This window comes from Corynebacterium sp. HMSC061H03 (assembly GCF_001838215.1).
GTDB classification, from domain to species: Bacteria; Actinomycetota; Actinomycetes; order Mycobacteriales; family Mycobacteriaceae; genus Corynebacterium; species Corynebacterium jeikeium_D.
Window position 1 is genome coordinate 966 of sequence record NZ_KV836064.1, and the last position, 16,020, is coordinate 16,985.

The following is a 16,020-nucleotide window of genomic DNA, read 5'->3' on the forward strand; positions in this document are numbered from 1 at the left end:
TTTCTCAGTCCAACTAATGGGGAGCAGTTCAGGTTAGGAGCTTTTCTATTAAAGCTTAAATGCTTTAAGCCTCAGTGACAGAGCCGCCTGCAGCCTCGATCTTGGACTTTGCGGAGCCCGAGAACTTGGTTGCGGTGACGTTGACGGAGACGTTGATGTCGCCGTCGCCGAGGACCTTCACCGGCTGGTTAGCGCGGACGGCGCCCTTTGCAACCAGGTCGGCGATGGTGATGTCGCCACCGTTCGGGAACAGACGCTCCAAATCCGAAACGTTGACCACCTGGAAGGTGACCTTCGCCGGGTTCTTGAAGCCCTTCAACTTCGGCAGACGCATGTGAAGTGGCATCTGGCCACCCTCGAATGCTGCCGAAACCTGCTTGCGGGCCTTGGTGCCCTTGGTGCCGCGACCAGCGGTCTTACCCTTGGAAGCCTCACCACGGCCGACGCGAGTCTTCTTCTTCTTAGCACCCGGAGCCGGGGCCAAGTCGTGGAGCTTAATTGGTTCGCTCATGGTTTACCTACTCCCCCGCTACTTCTTCAACCTCGACCAGGTGACGCACAACGTTCACGAGACCGCGCACAGCCGGAGAATCCGGGCGGACGACGGAATCGTTGATGCGCTTCAGGCCGAGGGTGCGCAGCGAATCCTTCTGCTTCTGCTTGGTACCAGCGGTACCACGGACCTGGGTAATCTTCAGTGCCATGGAAATCACGCTCCCTGACCTGCGCGTGCGCGCAGCATACGTGCTGGGGTAACCTCTTCGAGGGACTTGCCACGACGTGCGGCGACCTCTTCAGGGCGAACCAGCTGCTTGAGAGCATCAACGGTTGCGTGAACAACGTTGATGGAGTTGTTGGTACCCAGCGACTTGGACAGAACATCCTGAACACCGGCGCACTCGAGAACCGGGCGGACAGCGCCGCCGGCAATCAGACCGGTACCCGGAGCAGCCGGGCGCAGCAGCACGATGCCAGCAGCGGTCTCACCCTGAACCGGGTGGGTGATGGTGCCAGCAATCATCGGGACGCGGAAGAAGTTCTTACGAGCCTCTTCAGCACCCTTCTGGATAGCTGCCGGTACTTCCTTGGCCTTGCCGTAGCCGACGCCGACCATGCCCTCGCCGTCACCGACGATGACCAGAGCGGTGAAGCTGAAGCGACGACCGCCCTTGACGACCTTGGAAACTCGGTTAATAGTTACTACGCGCTCGATGTACTGCGAACGCTCGTCCTGCTGGCGACGGTCGTTACCGCGGCCACCACGACGGTTGTTGTTCTTGTTGTCAGCGGAGTTACGTCCGCCTTCGCGCTTATCGCGTTCCGACATCACGCATTCCTTCCGTTGGACTTGTAAGTGCGCATTAGAACTTCAGACCACCTTCACGGGCAGCCTCGGCCAGAGCAGCAACGCGGCCGTGGTACTGGTAGCCACCGCGGTCGAAAACGACCTTCTCGATGCCAGCATCCTTAGCGCGAGCAGCAATCAACTCGCCGACCTTGGCGCTCTTGGCCTTCTTGTCGCCCTCGAAGCCACGGAGATCTGCGTCCAGAGTGGAAGCAGCGGCCAGGGTACGACCGATGGAGTCGTCGATAACCTGAGCGGTGATGTGGCGGGAAGAGCGGTGCACGACGAGGCGCGGTGCCTCGGAGGTGCCGCGGACGTTCTTGCGCAAGCGTGCGTGACGGCGGGCGCGGGCGACACGACGACGAGTCGAGATGTCCTTGCCTACCGGGAGGCGCTTTTCGTTGGTGTTGCTCATTACTTACCCGTCTTTCCGATCTTGCGACGGATCTGCTCGCCATCGTAACGAATGCCCTTGCCCTTGTAAGGATCATCCTTACGCAGACGACGGATGTTAGCTGCGAGCTGTCCGACCTGCTGCTTATCAATACCTGTGATCGACAGCTTGGTGGTGCCGTCGACATCGAAGGTGATACCTTCCGGTGCTTCGATCAGGACTGGGTGCGAGTAGCCCAGGGAGAACTCGAGGTCCTTGCCCTTCTTGACGACACGGTAACCAACACCGAAGATTTCCATCTTGATGGTGTAGCCCTCGGTCACACCGACAACCATATTGTTAATCAGCGAACGGGACAGGCCGTGCAGGGAGCGGCTCTTGCGGTGGTCATCCGGGCGGTTGACCACAATCTCATTGTCCTTCAGCTCAACGGTAATTGGAGCCGGGATAGAGACAGACAGCTCGCCCTTCGGGCCCTTGATGGAAACGTCCTGGCCGTTGACCTGTGCAGTAACATTTGCCGGGACAACGACAGGGTTCTTACCAATACGAGACATTGTGTAGTTCCCCCTTTACCAGACGTAAGCGAGGACTTCCCCGCCAACCTTCTTCTCGTAAGCCTGACGGTCAGTCAGCAGGCCCTGAGACGTGGAGATGATAGCCACGCCCAGGCCACCGAGGACCTTCGGCAGGTTAGTGGACTTTGCGTAAACACGCAGACCCGGCTTGGAGACGCGACGCACGCCAGCGATCGAACGCTCGCGGGACGGGCCGTACTTCAGGTTCAGGGTCAGGGTCTTGCCGACCTTGGCATCCTCGACTGCGTAGTCCGCAATGTAACCCTCAGACTTGAGGATCTCGGCGATGTTAGCCTTCAGCTTGGACGACGGCATCGAGACAGAGTCGTGGTACGCGTTGTTAGCGTTGCGCACGCGCGACAGCATGTCGGCGATTGGGTCAGTCATGGTCATGGTTAGTGACCGCTTCCTTTCTCGCTGCGGTTCCTTCCCACCTCGTGGCTAACTCCAATGACCGCGCAAACAGCAACTGTCACACGACGAAAGCTTAAGTTGGAGCGATTACCAATATCGTGATTCCGGCGATTTAAGGGCTACTGTTCGCCAACTCGGTTCAATAGCCGAGTCAGCTCGCCACCCAGGTGACGCCAGAGACGATGCGAGGCGAGGGGCCTACAGCAAAGTTCTTACATTTTTACTGCCGCACCTCTTACAGAGGGCAGACCTGGTGATACTAACAAATACCGGCCGAAATGCAAAAACGCCGCGGCTGGACGTTAGTCCGCTCGCGGCGTGAAGCCCCACCAATTAGCAGTGGAACTCAATTTCTAGCCGATATGGCGCCGGCTAGAGGAAATTAGTAGAGCTGGTCGGCGATGATGTTACCCATTGCCTTTTCACCAGCCACCGTCGGGTGGTTGGTCATCGGGCCCATCACCGGATCTGCGAAACCGGCGACGAAGCGCTCATCCGGGTTTGGGTTGCAGGTACCGTGGCCGAGGGTTGCCTCGTAGACGTCGATGAAGCCGGCACCTACGTGCTGAGACGCGGAGCGAATGCTGTCGCGGAATGCCCCCTGAATCTCGCTGGCACCCGGTGCCGGGATCGGGAAGGTCTGGTTCGGGGCGTTCACCAGGCACAGCTGGTCATTGGTAGCGTACTCAGGGTACGAAGCCAGGACGACCTGAGCGCCCGGAGCAACCTGGTGGACGCGGTCAGTGAACTGACGCAGCGTCTGCTTAAACAGCGACGGAGCCTTGGGATCCGGCTTTGCGACAAGCTCGCCTGCCACGTCAACCCACTGGACCCAGTCCATGCCGCCGTACATCAGGACAACCTTCTCAGTGCCCTCTCCGATGTCGCCGTACTGGATGGAAGCCTCCAGGTATGCGAGGAGCTGACCCGGGAAGCCACCAAGACCGTTACAGGACCAGTCACCCAGGGACTTGTTCAGCTTCGACGCTGCAATCTTCGGCCAGTTTTCCATGTCGGTAGCGCAGTTAGCGACCAGTGCGTTCTGTCCCGGCGCCAGGCCACGCGGGCCACCCTTACCGGCATTAGCGGTGAAGGAGTCACCGAAGGTGACAATCTGCTTTACGCCCTTCGGGCCGGTGTCGCCGATACCCGGAATCGGAATGTTCGGCATTTCCGGCAGTGCCGGCTGTGCGTTGGCAGCACCTGCGCCGAAGCTCAGACCCAGAGCCGCAACAGTTGCAATAGCAGCCGAGCGGACGGCCACGGAGAAGTTCTTCATGTAGTTAATCCCTTTGCGTTTTAACTTAAGGACCGCTCTGTGTAGAACCACTGGCTCAACCACACAGAAGCTGAAGTCACTTAAATCTTGCCCAAATTGATAACGACCACAATGCATTTTGGCGGCCGTCACTATGACGAATGGCAGTTTACAACGAAATCATCACGAACGCCTAACTTTCATCTAAGAAAGCTTGTGACTTTACTAATTTTCAACCCCCAAAAAGGGTCAACTTTCACACCGGCAACACTGGTAACTCTTACGCAGGCCCCGCACAGCGACCCCACGCCCCCACGAACATAAATAGTTAACAGAGCAGCAAAAAGCCCCGGAGGCCATGCGGCATCCGGGGCTTCAGGCAAAAGCTACCGAAGAGGCAAAACTACTTTTTGAACGGGAAGCCCAGCTCGCGCAGCAGCGCGCGACCTTCCTCGTTGTTGGTAGCGGTGGTCACGACGGTGATGTCCATACCGCGCGGGCGATCGATCTTGTCAACGTCGATCTCGTAGAACATGGTCTGCTCAGACAGTCCGAAGGTGTAGTTACCGTGACCATCGAACTGCTGATCAGACAGACCACGGAAGTCGCGGATTCGCGGCAGAGCCACGGTCAGCAGACGATCCAGGAACTCCCACATACGGTCGCCACGCAGGGTGACGCGAGCGCCGATGGCGTCGCCTTCACGAAGCTTGAAGTTAGCGATCGACTTGCGAGCGCGACGGGTCTCCGGCTTCTGACCGGTGATCAGAGTCAGGTCGTTGATAGCACCGTTGATCTGCTTCTTGTCCTGAGCAGCAGCGCCGACGCCCATGTTAACGACGACCTTGGTAACGCCCGGAATCTGCATGACGTTCTCGTAGGAGAACTCTTCCTGCATCTTGCCGCGAATCTCATCGCGGTAACGGGCCTTCAGACGAGGGGTATAGTTTTCGCTCATGCTTAGATGTCCTTCCCGGTACGGCGGGAGATGCGAACCTTCTTGCCGTCCTCATCGAAGCGGTAACCAACGCGAGTCGGGGTACCATCTTCGTCGACCAGCATGACGTTCGACACGTGAATCGGAGCTTCCTGAGTGACAATGCCACCCGAGGATGCACCGCGCTCCGCAGCGGAGTTTGCAACGTGCTTCTTGATACGGTTAACGCCCTCGACCAGGACCTTGTCGCGCTTCGGGTAGGCCTCGATGACCTTGCCCTGAGCACCCTTGTCCGGACCGGAGATAACCAGCACGGTATCGCCCTTACGGATCTTCACTTAAATCACCTCCGGTGCGAGCGAGACAATCTTCATGAACTTCTTGTCACGCAGCTCACGCGCGACCGGGCCGAAAATACGGGTGCCCTTCGGCTCACCGTCGGCCTTGATGATGACAGCAGCATTCTCGTCGAACGAGATGTAAGAACCGTCCGGACGACGGGTCTCCTTCTTCGCACGGACGATGACTGCCTTAACAACTTCGCCTGCCTTGACGTTGCCGCCCGGAGTAGCTTCCTTGACAGTTGCGACAATGGTGTCGCCAATGCCAGCGAAGCGTCGGGTCGAGCCGCCGAGAACGCGGATGCACTGGATTTCACGTGCACCAGTGTTGTCGGCAACGCGCAGACGGGATTCCTGCTGAATCACTGCGTTTCTCCTGACCTGGTTGCATTGTGCGTCAGATTTCCGTCCTAAACGCACGCGGTCTTTATGTCTTGTGTTTACGCTTTACGACGAAAGCACCTGCTAGAGGTAGCTTTCATGTCGCTTTAACCTCGTGCTAACTACGGCCCTAGACCATTGAGAGCAGCACGCAGTCACTTCGCGCAACCTGTGTATTATGGCACGTTCGTGCAAGACAACAAAATCCCTTAGTTTCATGCCCCAACATGGCTTGTGTCCTCCGCAGCACCCCTATTCCGCGGCAACCCTATACTGAGACAGTGACAAATCAACATTCCGAGAGCGCTCAGACACAGCCAGCACAGACGCTGCCGCTATCGCTTATTGCTGGGTTAGCCTTATTATCCGCCGCCGCCCCGTTCGGCGCAGATACATATCTGGCATCCTTTGTGGAGATTGCACGCGAGTTCTCCACGACCGAGTCAATGGTTCAGCTCACGCTGACAACCTTCATGATTGGCATGGCTGCTGGACAGCTCGTAATTGGTGCCCTCTCCGATAGTTTGGGCCGCAAAATGCTGCTGCTCATTGCGACTTTGGTGTTCTTGGGTTCGTCAATCCTCTGTGCAGTAGCACCGAATATAGGCACGCTTATTGCAATGCGCCTGTTCCAGGGGTTAGCTGGTGGCTCCACAGTTGTTCTGGCTCGTGCTGTAGTCCCAGACCTCTTGACGGGCAAGGCATCAGCGAGAGCTTTCTCCACGCTGATGGGCATTTCCTCCATCGCCCCGGCAATCGCTCCCTTGGTGGGCGGTTTTCTAGGCCCCGCATTCGGCTGGCGCAGCGTGTTTTGGTTTCTCGCAGCCATCAACGTCGCGATGGTCGCGATTGTGGTTCTGATGGTTCCGGAAACTCTGCCGGCTGAGAGACGCTCCACAGGCGCTCTGCGCAATCTCCTGCCTAATATTGGCAGGCTGCTGCGGCGGCCAGTATTTGTCGGCTACTTGTTGGCTTTCGCTGGTGGCTTCTCGGTGATGTTTTCCTATATCGCTGCGTCACCCTTTATCTTCCAGGAGCTGCTGGGGCTCACCCCTACTCAGTTTTCTCTCGTGTTCGCATCCAATGCAGCGATGTTGACATTTGTGTCAATCCTCAACGGCAAGATGATCAACCGGCTTCATCCCCGCAAGGGCATTTTAGTTGCCCTTACGGTCATGCTCGTGACGTCGGTAGGCCTGATTATTAATGCCATCGTCGGGATTACCTTCTTCACTACTTGGCTGTTGCTGTTCATTACGGTACCGATGATGCCGCTGATCTTCGCCAATGCCACGGCACTCGGAATTGAGGAGGTTCGAGATATCGGAATTGGCTCAGGTTCCGGTCTCATGGGCTTCACACAGTTCCTCGCGGCCGCCACGGTTTCCCCGTTGGTGGGGCTTGGTTCCAATCTGCCTTTATCAATGGCTATTTCGATGTTGACCTGCGCGCTGATTGCGCTAATCGCTGTATTGACATTGACGCGCGACGGCCTTCACAAACGCTCACACCGACTGACATAAGAGCTAGGCACGAGAGGAGTCCCCTCGTTTCACTTAACTGGTTGAGAATGTGCCCGAATCGGCATTAAATCGATGGTGAGGCCTTGTACCACCTGTAGTCGCGAGACTGACATCTGCTCTTCGGGCAGGCTGTCGGTTAGACCGTCAGATAGGTGCCCGGTTAACGCACAGCGAAGCTCAAAACCTAGTCAACATAGCTGGTCTTCGTCTGGTTCAACCAGGCGTAGACCGCGCCGATTCCCAGGCCACCACCTACAAAGTTGCCGAGCCACACGGCCACCCAGTTAACAGTTATGTGCAGACCATCGAAGCCTGCAGGATGCGGATCAGCGAAAAAGGCCAAGGAAAACAGCGAGAAGTTCGCAATCACGTGCTCGAGTCCGAGCCCGACGAACACTGCAATAATCGGCAGAATCACAACGAACTTCGAAATGATTTCTTTGGCTTGAAGTGCACCTAGGACAGCCATATTGACCACGAAGTTCGCACCCATCGCCTCCACGAAGGCACCGAAGAACGACTTGGCCAGCTTCCCCTCAGTCAAGGTGGAAATCAGATGTGTGTCATCAATCCCACCGAGCTTGGCGCTCTGGCTGAGCACCAGCGCCACAACCGCCGCACCGATGAAGTTGTAGAACGTAGCGACGGCCACCATTCGAAAGGCCACTCCCCACGCCATGCGTCCGCGCGCGGCGGACCAGGACAAAAACATCATGCTGCCGGTCGCCAGCTCCGCGCCGAGCACCACAATGGCGAACAACCCAAGCCCGAACAGGCACGCAAAAACCAGTCCCCCGGTCCCCGGCGCGACGCCCTCTGCTACTTGGCCAGCGACCGCTGCAAAGGCCGTCCCGAGCGTCAGGTACATGCCCGCCAGGACCGCTCGCACGGCAAAACGTCCGTAGTCCTGCGTCAGCAGTTCCTGTTTCTTGTCGCCAGCCGTATCCAGCGTTTCGTATAGCGTCACCGCCGAAGCCTTTCCCTGCGTGCCGTTAATTGCAGTTATTCGCATAAAAGAATAACGACAGCCCGGCGCGGAAGCGCAACCGCTTTACGACGATCACAGCGCCCTCCCCCTCCTAGGCGCTGCAACCAGGAACTGCGATTCACCGCCGAAGGTCGGTGGATTTACTCCGAAAGACAACTGAACCCAGCGTTTCCAGCAAGGCCATTCGGGTCGTTCAGTCGACCCTGCGGCGGTGATAGATGGTAATTCGGCCAATAGCTCATACTGCCCGATATTGTTGAAGCCATGGCTATTTGCGTTTGCGGCGAAGGTCTAGTTGACCTCGTTCCGGTATCTCCTGGCAGCCTCAACGACCACGTGCCGGCACTCGGCGGAGGTCCTTATAACGTGGCAGTTACGGCCTCCCGCCTCGGTGCAGATGTTATTTTCCAGTCGCGCCTATCTACGGACGGATTCGGAAATGAGCTGGTCAAACACTTAGAAAACGAAGGGGTCGATACCTCTTACATCCAACGTGGTTCGGAGCCAACCATTTTGGCTGTGACCACCATCCACGAAGATCGCTCCGCGACGTACACCTTCTATACCGATGGCACCGCCACTCCGCTTGTGGAGCCCAAGCTCATCGATGCGAATATTGCATGCTTCGGAACACTCTCGCTGGCGCTGGAACCAGGCGCCAGCCGGCACGCGGAATTGCTCAAACAGTTCGCGGCCAATGGCGCTTTGGTCGCATTAGATCCGAACATTCGCCCAATATACGCAACGAATGCGCACCGCGAATTCCTCATGGGCTTGCTCCCCTACGTCAACTTATTGAAGCTTTCCGATGAGGAAGTCGAGTTCCTTGGCGAAGAGGCGCTGACTAAAGTTCCGGCCGCCGTCATCACGCGAGGTTGCGATGGGCTTACTTTGCTTGCCGACGGCAGCCGCATCGATGTACCAGCCGTCGATGCGGACGTCGTTGACACCATCGGTGCTGGGGACACAATTATGGGCGCGCTATTGGCTCAAATCGATGAGTGTGGCCTGACGGCCGCTGACCTGACTTCCGTATCAGCAGATCAGTGGCGCGAGATCTTGCACTATGCGGCCGCCGCGGCTGCCATCACTGTGTCCCGCAAGGGCGCGCAGCCGCCGGCCAAGCTTGAGGTTGAAGAATTGCTGTCTCAGCTCACTTAGTCCGCGCCACTTAGCCCGCTGTCGTTAGCTGACTCAAGCACTGCGACCAGGAACTGAGACTCATCGTCAAAGGGACGAAGATCCCACGTGGAGTAACGCTGAATCACGGTGAGCCCAGCCTCCTGGGCAGCGGTTTCAAAATCCGCAAAGTCCCAGCCACGGCCGGCGCCGAAGCCGACGATGGCACGGCCCTCTTCTGGCTTTAGTGCCTCTGCGAAGCCCTGCAGTACCTTCGCGCGGTCTTCTGGCGCTACAAAAGTCAGCACATTGCCGGGGCAAATGATGACATCGAAGGCAGCTGCCGTGTCATCGTGGGGTGTGTTCTCCAGGCCGTCGTCAAGCACGTGCGGCAGCTGCGCCAAATCCCCTACCAACCACGTCGCGTCCGGGAACTGTCGCTTTGCCTCGTCGATGAGATAGGGGTCGACATCGACACCGACGATCTGGTGTCCAGCCTTCGCCAGGTAACCGCCGACGCGCCCCTGCCCGCAGCCGGCATCCAGAATTCGAGCGTTTCGCGGCGCCATTGCATCCACCAACCGCGCCTCACCGTCGATATCGCGGCCCTCGCGAACGAACCCCCGCCACCGGTTGGCGTAGCGACGAGAATGCTGCGGATCGGCGGCGATGATTTCTTTCCAAGTGCGGTGGTTGTGGTTGCCATTGCTCATGGCCACCATTATGGCGTAGTTGGACAGCGACCGGTCAGGGGCAGGATGCGTTAACCGGCTTGCACCTTAGAGTCGTAGTAGTACAGATTGTCGGAACCTACGTAGCACTCGGAGGCATAAAGTGGCTGTTGGCTGGCACTATATTCACAGCCTTGCAGCCCGCCGAAGGGGCCGACGGTTCGCCACGCGAGCTGGCGTCCGCCACCGCCCACTCCTGCGTCTGCGTTTCCGCCAGAGTTTGAGGGCTCCTCATAGGTCGGTTCCGGCTCCTGGTACGTGGGGCTAGGCGTATAGGTCGACGACTTAGTTGTTGTTGTGGTCGACGTTGTGGTTGTGTATCCGTGGTTTTTTAAGAAGTCTTCGGGATCGCCGAGCACGGCTTCGATTGCTTCGTCATCGATTTCACCGGACTCACCTAATACGGCTTCACTGCGGAATGTATCCTCATCGGCTCGGATTTCGTCCAACACCAACTGGACACACGTGTCTTGGATATCTCGCCAATCTTCCTCATATTTAGTATCCGGTGCATCGTAGCAATAGAGCCTTGCCGCCGATTCTGCAACGTCATAATCAATCGGTTCGACTGTCGGGGTCGACGAAGTACTCATAGAGGCGTCGTCAGCCGCGACCGCTTCGTTGCCGTCTTCCCTGTTCAGCCCCGCTGCTATCGCCACAGCAAGGACGACGACAAGCGGAAGACCAATTACCGCCCCAAGGATGACCTTGGAGTTCGACGATTTCGAATCAGCACTGGCCACACCACCGGCGCCGTCGGCCTTCTTCCTCGGCGCATCGCGTATCGCCGCATCAGCGCCCACAGCTGGCGCCGTGGTTTGCTCATTACGTGGCTTCCGTTCTTGCTCTTCGGGGATCCCCTCAGAGCCTGCTTTACGACGCGGCCCCTGCCTGCGCACCGGCTCGTTGTCCTGCAACTTTCCTCCTCCATATACACCGCAGTCAGTTCCTAAACTGCTGGTGAGAGCTAGTGGCAGCGGATCATCACAAGAACCCGCTGCATAGTGTTTCACCCCATTAGAGGCCTGCAGAAGGGAAAAAGTTCCCGCAGTGGTTGAAAAACATTTATCAGCGAGTAAATGCCATAATAAAGTGAGAAAATCTTAGTTACCGCACTCCGTAACTACGAAATAGGAATTTTGTACGAGAGCACGAAATGGCACAGTCATCAAAATCTCAACTGAGTAGCCGTTTTGCTCGGCGAACACTGGCCGAGTCTTCATTAATTCTCGCTGTCTGCCTGGTCGCAGCAGTCGTCGTAATGCATATAATGAACGTCACGCCTAACGACGTCGATGAGAGCGATCCGGCCTCTCCCGTTGTGGAACCACCAGCCATCGCTGATTCAGCCTTCATGATTCGTGATGGAAAGTTCGACTGTTCTACTATTTTTGACCAGGCATCTTTAACGCAGTTGGTCGAGTCGGGAATTGCGTATATTCCGGGATTCAATCACCTCACTGATAAGTCCGTTTCAACAGGTGCAGACGGACGAATAATTTGTGAACGTGCTGTTTCGGTAGAAGACGGCGTGCAGTTCACCTACTTCATCATGTCCAAAACCACTCCGTGGAATGGAAAACCGGAAGACGCAGAACCCGATGCGTTCGGCTGGGTTCACGAGATTCCCATCAACAACGACAATGGAGAAATTCAGGGCTATGGTTCTTTTTACAGCGACGAGGAGCGCGGTTTTCTTCTCGTAGCCGCTATGCGCGATGTCCATGTGGAGGCGGGCACGACCCCAGAGGCGGATGCTGTGGCGGCGAAGAAAGCCAAGGACGTTGCCAAAAAGATTGCTCCAATTCTGGATCGCAGTGTGAAAGCAGTAGCTGCAAACAAAACCGTGGACGCGAAAACATCTGCGGACGCTTCTCAAAAGTCATCTCTCACCTTCTACCGCAATGGTCACTACAGCTGTCGAGCATTTATGGATACTGCGACGATGAAAGCGGCTAAAGAGGTCGGTCTGGAAATCCCCAGACTGCCAGGAGCTAAGGCTGGAATTAGCTCACCCCAGGACACTGAAAACGTTGAGTCCTCCGTGCCAGGCACTGAGCTATGCGGCTTCTCGCATAACTTCGACGAGGTTGACATCATTACCGTGTCCGACCCAGAACATTCTGTCTGCACCGCGAACAGCGGGGTCGCGTTGAAAAAGCTGCCGGAGTGGTCGTACTTTGTTGACCCACGACCAGCACAGTATGCCTCAGACGGTAAGCATCAGGGTGAGATCTCTCTGAATCTGTTGCACAAGGATGAAGCTAAGGGCTGCGTTGTTGTTCGGTCTTACAGTGACCAGGGCAATCTGCCCGATTTGCAGAAAGTACTAGCAAAGATTTCACCAGTTGCTGGGTCGCTTTCTGCTCTGGAGAAGTCCCTTGATCAGCCCGCTACGAATGACAAGGAACAGAAGTAATGAACACTCCTGACAGTCAGCAAACCAGCACCACCACGGAGCAGCAATCTAGTAAGCCGAGTGCTTCAGCGCCCAAGAAGAAGACTCTAGTAGTTGCGGCTGTCGTAGTGCTTATCGCCCTCGTAGCAACGGCTATTTTCTGGTGGCAGCGCTCAGAATCGCAAGAGGCAGAATCCGGTGCTCCTGCTGATGCCTCCGCCGATGCAGCTTCTGATGTCGCCACAAAGCCGACGAACTTCCTTGTCCGCGACGGAAAATTCGACTGCACATCTTTGGACGAAACAATTCCGATTAGCGTGCGCCAACAAATTCCCGGCACACTGGGCAAGGCACAGGGGCAACGTCAACTAGCCGTCGAAAGGCGAGATGATGGCACGACCGTTTGCCCAATGACATTCGTAGCCACGGGTGATGTCGGGGGAATTAACGACGCCAGTACCGAGGCTGCAACCAGCACTCATGACATGTTGCTGTACCTCGAATTGCCGATGGACTATCGGTCCTTTGTCATTGAGTCCAGCTCTACCTGTGCTCCGACGGAGGCTGAACAAACCCCAGAATCTATTGACTCGCTCACGCCGAGGCCGGACCAAAAGTGGGAAGTTCTCAACCTCAATCCTGATGAGGCTGGCATCGCAGCGGTCGCAGCACGTCTATCGGATCCGCAGCTCGGGTGTCTAACTGCAAAGGTGTTGTTCCCGGAAGGCTTCATTTCACCGGATCAATTGAAGTCCTCCCAGGATCTTCTGACCAAGTTCGTCGATGCCGCTGCGGAGCCTCTTTCTACCTCGATTGCGGCGGCTAAGGAGCCTGGAAGACAGGCCTCTAACAGTCAGAATCTTGCAATCGAGCGGTCAGCTTTCGTAACGAAACATGGTCTCGACTGCCGTCAGTATGTACTCAATTCTTCTCTGACTCACCAGCACGAAACTGGTCTTGTCTCCGACTTCCATCGCATTCCCGGCGACTACAATTCCAGCCCTGAAATTGGAGAAGATACTCCGCTGTTTAAAGTCGCTTCTGACAAGCAAAGTGTTACCTGTTGGTTCAATTCCAATCTCGGCGGAATGAACACATTCTCGCCTGTGGAAGTTGAAACCTATAGCTCCGTCCCGGTTACTGTCACCACCACTAGCGCCAACAGCAAACTCCGTCTGCCAAACTCCATGTCGTTGAAGGATGTTGCTCCCGATTCAGACAGCGCTCTGGCTGATTGGCACTATTTCGTATACATCCCAGGTGAAAGCGCACCACTTTCCGGCAGCGATGAGAATCCCCAACCAACTCTGGAACTGGAAAAAGCCGAAACTCCAACGCTGAATGTCTACCGTTGTCATTCAAATGAGAACGACACTACCGACAGCAAAGATGCCGAAAACGGCACAAAGGGAGCAGACAACGAAAAGTCTGCCTGCCTGATTATGTCGATTCCTACTAACTATCTGACATCTTTTGATATCGCCACCTTTTACCTCGACAATCCGTTGGAAGAACAGGACCCTGAAGATGTGCGACAAAATGGGCCGGATCCAGAAGCTCTGGCCGAGGAGCAAAGGTTTTATTCCAAACTAAACCCAAATTCTCTCAGCAACGACACGATTTCGAATCTCATACAACTTGCTCAGCGCGTAGATCCGCTACTCACGTCACGCTAGTACGCTCACCGCTGACTAGGTATTGGGTCTCCCCAAGCCTGCCAGTCCGTCTTATGTGAAAGTTATGTCCTCTATGTCTTGGCTACTCGCTCTCGATATTGGTAATTCCAGCGTTGTCGCTGCGGCAGCAATCGACGACAACCCCGCATCCATCGTTCCCCTCGGCTATAGCACGGGCACCGAAGCTAGATCCTGGATGCCTGCGGCCGTGTTCCTCACCAGCGATACGGTCTACACGGGTCAGCAGGCAATTGATCACGCAGCCGATGCGCCAAGTGCTTTCGCACACTCCCCTAAGCGCTTCGTCGGCTCAGATAACCAGCGCGCGGTGGAACTCTTCGCCACAATCATCGAGAAAGTCCGCCGCTCGGCTCTGATGCATTTGGGAAATAGGGATTCTTCTCTTTCCGACTTTCCAACGAAGCTCATACTTACGCACCCTGCAGCGTGGCCTTCGTCGGCACGCACAGTACTTATTGACGCCGCCAAGTCTGCTGGCTTCGATGAAGACACCATCGAGCTGGTCTCTGAACCAATTGCCGCTGCTTACTCTGTCTCGCAAAGACACCGCACGGGCAAGCTCTTCGTCCTCGATGTTGGTGGCGGTACCTGCGATGTCGCGGTCGTCGATATGGATACCGCGTCACCACGTGTGCTTGCCGACGGCGGCGAGAACACAATCGGTGGAAACAACTTCGACCTCGCCATGATTGAACTCATGGAATCCCGGACTCTCGAAGAATTTGGGGCACTGCCTGAAGAAATTCACTCAGTCGAGGGACAACTCGAATTCCAATCACAGGCGAAGAAGGTTCGTGAGGCGCTCTCGGAATCCCCTGATGCTAGCTTCACTGTCGACAGCGAAGAGCTTCTCATTACCCGTGACGAGTTCGAAGCGGCTATTGCGGACGATGTTGAGCGGATTCGCGCTCTTATCGCCGACAAGACCAGTTTGCTCGGTGAAGCTCCAGGAATGCTCAGCGGCCTACTCGTGGGTGGTACGGTCCGAACCCCTGCTATTTCCCGCGTCGTTCAGCAGTCGATGGAGGTTCTCCCCATTGAGGAGCCCATTACAGCGGTAGCTCTCGGAGCCGCTGAATACGGGAAAATCCTGCTTGCACAGGCGAGCAAACCTACCAGCGGAGGCACCCTAACCCATCCAGTTAACGATACTGACAGCCCCACTTCAAAGAAACCAGCGCTCTCGCAAAAGGCAGCCACACGCATTGGCGCAGTGGTAGCAGGCCTCGTAATCGCCGCAGGCATGTTCTACTTTGTCGGTAATGGTTCCGATGAATCCTCCAACCAGGCTGCAGACCCCGCAGCCTCGTCGGAAAGCGATGCTTCTGCAACCCTTCACACGTATCCAAATGTGTCCATTGGCAACCTCAAAGCGACCGTCTTAAAGCCAGATGCGCCGGCTTTCAAAGACGGCTACTTCTCCTGTGAACCAACGGTTGATGCAGTAAAAGATGAATTGGATGGCATCAAGGGCTTCCCCCAGGCGACCCCTGATATTTCCGGTTTTGCAGGCACGTCCGAATGTCGATTCAGCGGCGAGGACAGCGCACCGGAAGGTTCTCTTTCTATTAGGACGTACACCCCAGCCGGGACCTCAATGTCCGTATCTACCGTCAATCCTTCTTCCGATTCGCGAATCGCGAGCTGGTACGAAAAGGAAAAAGGCGGTATTGACTACCTCGAACCCGCTCAGGTTTTTGTCTATGTCCGTGACTTCGGCTGGCTTATCGTCGAGTCGACTTCTGACGAGATAATTGAGAAAAATGTTCTTCAAGATGTCGCAGCTGTTCTCGACGCCAAATTACAGCCTCAGCGGCCCTAGTCCACGGTACTAACTGTTTTCCTATCCTCATGGTCTAAATTTTTCTAAACTGAAAATTTTTGACGAAGCTGGGAACTTTTTCGCCTCCTCCCTC

Annotated in this window: 18 protein-coding genes; 5 read left to right on the forward strand and 13 right to left on the reverse strand. The window is 56.1% G+C overall.

All coding sequences use genetic code 11. The annotated features are described in order from the left end of the window. Positions 1–64: 64 nt before the first annotated feature. From rplO to rplN, 10 genes are all read right to left on the reverse strand, one after another. Positions 65–511: a 50S ribosomal protein L15 gene (gene rplO, locus HMPREF2787_RS04305; RefSeq protein ID WP_005509936.1), complete on the reverse strand. Its 447-nt coding sequence runs from the start codon at positions 509–511 to the stop codon at positions 65–67. A gap of 7 nt (positions 512–518) precedes the next feature. After that, entirely contained in the window at positions 519–704 is a 186-nt protein-coding gene (gene rpmD, locus HMPREF2787_RS04310) for a 50S ribosomal protein L30 (protein ID WP_038629359.1), read from the reverse strand. 5 nt (positions 705–709) lie between these two features. Beyond that, positions 710–1,327: a 30S ribosomal protein S5 gene (gene rpsE / locus HMPREF2787_RS04315; protein ID WP_005510059.1), complete on the reverse strand. Its 618-nt coding sequence runs from the start codon at positions 1,325–1,327 to the stop codon at positions 710–712. A gap of 34 nt (positions 1,328–1,361) precedes the next feature. Continuing rightward, a complete protein-coding gene (gene rplR, locus HMPREF2787_RS04320; RefSeq protein WP_005510009.1) occupies positions 1,362–1,760 on the reverse strand; it encodes a 50S ribosomal protein L18 in 399 nt (132 codons plus the stop codon). Continuing rightward, complete coding sequence (rplF, locus tag HMPREF2787_RS04325; RefSeq protein WP_070858494.1) at positions 1,760–2,296, reverse strand: 50S ribosomal protein L6; 537 nt, start codon at positions 2,294–2,296, stop codon at positions 1,760–1,762. Before rplF ends, rplR begins: the two co-directional genes overlap by 1 nt. A 15-nt stretch (positions 2,297–2,311) precedes the next feature. Beyond that, positions 2,312–2,710, reverse strand: coding sequence for a 30S ribosomal protein S8 (gene rpsH, locus HMPREF2787_RS04330; protein ID WP_005509822.1), 399 nt, complete (start codon positions 2,708–2,710; stop codon positions 2,312–2,314). 403 nt (positions 2,711–3,113) lie between these two features. Beyond that, positions 3,114–4,010 carry a GDSL-type esterase/lipase family protein gene (locus tag HMPREF2787_RS04335; protein ID WP_070858495.1) on the reverse strand — a complete coding sequence of 299 codons (897 nt, stop codon included), beginning with the start codon at positions 4,008–4,010 and terminating at the stop codon, positions 3,114–3,116. Between the two features lie 382 nt (positions 4,011–4,392). Next, positions 4,393–4,947: a 50S ribosomal protein L5 gene (rplE, locus tag HMPREF2787_RS04340; protein WP_005509901.1), complete on the reverse strand. Its 555-nt coding sequence runs from the start codon at positions 4,945–4,947 to the stop codon at positions 4,393–4,395. A gap of 2 nt (positions 4,948–4,949) precedes the next feature. Continuing rightward, complete coding sequence (gene rplX, locus HMPREF2787_RS04345; RefSeq protein ID WP_005509963.1) at positions 4,950–5,264, reverse strand: 50S ribosomal protein L24; 315 nt, start codon at positions 5,262–5,264, stop codon at positions 4,950–4,952. Next, positions 5,265–5,633, reverse strand: coding sequence for a 50S ribosomal protein L14 (gene rplN, locus HMPREF2787_RS04350; protein WP_070858496.1), 369 nt, complete (start codon positions 5,631–5,633; stop codon positions 5,265–5,267). It abuts the gene before it with no gap. A 296-nt stretch (positions 5,634–5,929) separates the two neighbouring features. Here rplN and HMPREF2787_RS04355 point away from each other — a divergent pair, with 296 nt between their 5' ends. Then, a complete protein-coding gene (locus tag HMPREF2787_RS04355) occupies positions 5,930–7,171 on the forward strand; it encodes a multidrug effflux MFS transporter (protein WP_246824195.1) in 1,242 nt (413 codons plus the stop codon). Between the two features lie 184 nt (positions 7,172–7,355). On the opposite strand, the gene HMPREF2787_RS04360 is transcribed toward HMPREF2787_RS04355, so the two are convergent. Beyond that, entirely contained in the window at positions 7,356–8,138 is a 783-nt protein-coding gene (locus tag HMPREF2787_RS04360; RefSeq protein WP_070858497.1) for a formate/nitrite transporter family protein, read from the reverse strand. A 285-nt stretch (positions 8,139–8,423) separates the two neighbouring features. Between HMPREF2787_RS04360 and HMPREF2787_RS04365 the strand changes: the two genes are divergently transcribed. Next, positions 8,424–9,320, forward strand: a complete 897-nt coding sequence (locus HMPREF2787_RS04365; protein ID WP_070858498.1) for a carbohydrate kinase family protein — start codon at positions 8,424–8,426, stop codon at positions 9,318–9,320. Here HMPREF2787_RS04365 and HMPREF2787_RS04370 read toward each other — a convergent pair. Together HMPREF2787_RS04370 and HMPREF2787_RS04375 are read right to left on the reverse strand one after the other, a co-directional pair. Continuing rightward, positions 9,317–10,000 (reverse strand): class I SAM-dependent methyltransferase, encoded by a 684-nt coding sequence (locus HMPREF2787_RS04370; protein ID WP_070858499.1) that lies wholly within the window; start codon positions 9,998–10,000, stop codon positions 9,317–9,319. The genes HMPREF2787_RS04365 and HMPREF2787_RS04370 overlap by 4 nt on opposite strands. Positions 10,001–10,041: 41 nt before the next feature. After that, positions 10,042–10,926 carry a hypothetical protein gene (locus HMPREF2787_RS04375; protein WP_070858500.1) on the reverse strand — a complete coding sequence of 295 codons (885 nt, stop codon included), beginning with the start codon at positions 10,924–10,926 and terminating at the stop codon, positions 10,042–10,044. Between the two features lie 353 nt (positions 10,927–11,279). Here HMPREF2787_RS04375 and HMPREF2787_RS04380 point away from each other — a divergent pair, with 353 nt between their 5' ends. From HMPREF2787_RS04380 to HMPREF2787_RS04390, 3 genes are all read left to right on the forward strand, one after another. After that, positions 11,280–12,428, forward strand: a complete 1,149-nt coding sequence (locus HMPREF2787_RS04380) for a hypothetical protein (protein ID WP_070858501.1) — start codon at positions 11,280–11,282, stop codon at positions 12,426–12,428. Beyond that, positions 12,428–14,083 carry a hypothetical protein gene (locus HMPREF2787_RS04385; protein ID WP_070858502.1) on the forward strand — a complete coding sequence of 552 codons (1,656 nt, stop codon included), beginning with the start codon at positions 12,428–12,430 and terminating at the stop codon, positions 14,081–14,083. Before HMPREF2787_RS04380 ends, HMPREF2787_RS04385 begins: the two co-directional genes overlap by 1 nt. Before the next feature lie 73 nt (positions 14,084–14,156). Next, positions 14,157–15,926: an Hsp70 family protein gene (locus HMPREF2787_RS04390; protein ID WP_070858503.1), complete on the forward strand. Its 1,770-nt coding sequence runs from the start codon at positions 14,157–14,159 to the stop codon at positions 15,924–15,926. Positions 15,927–16,020: the final 94 nt, after the last annotated feature.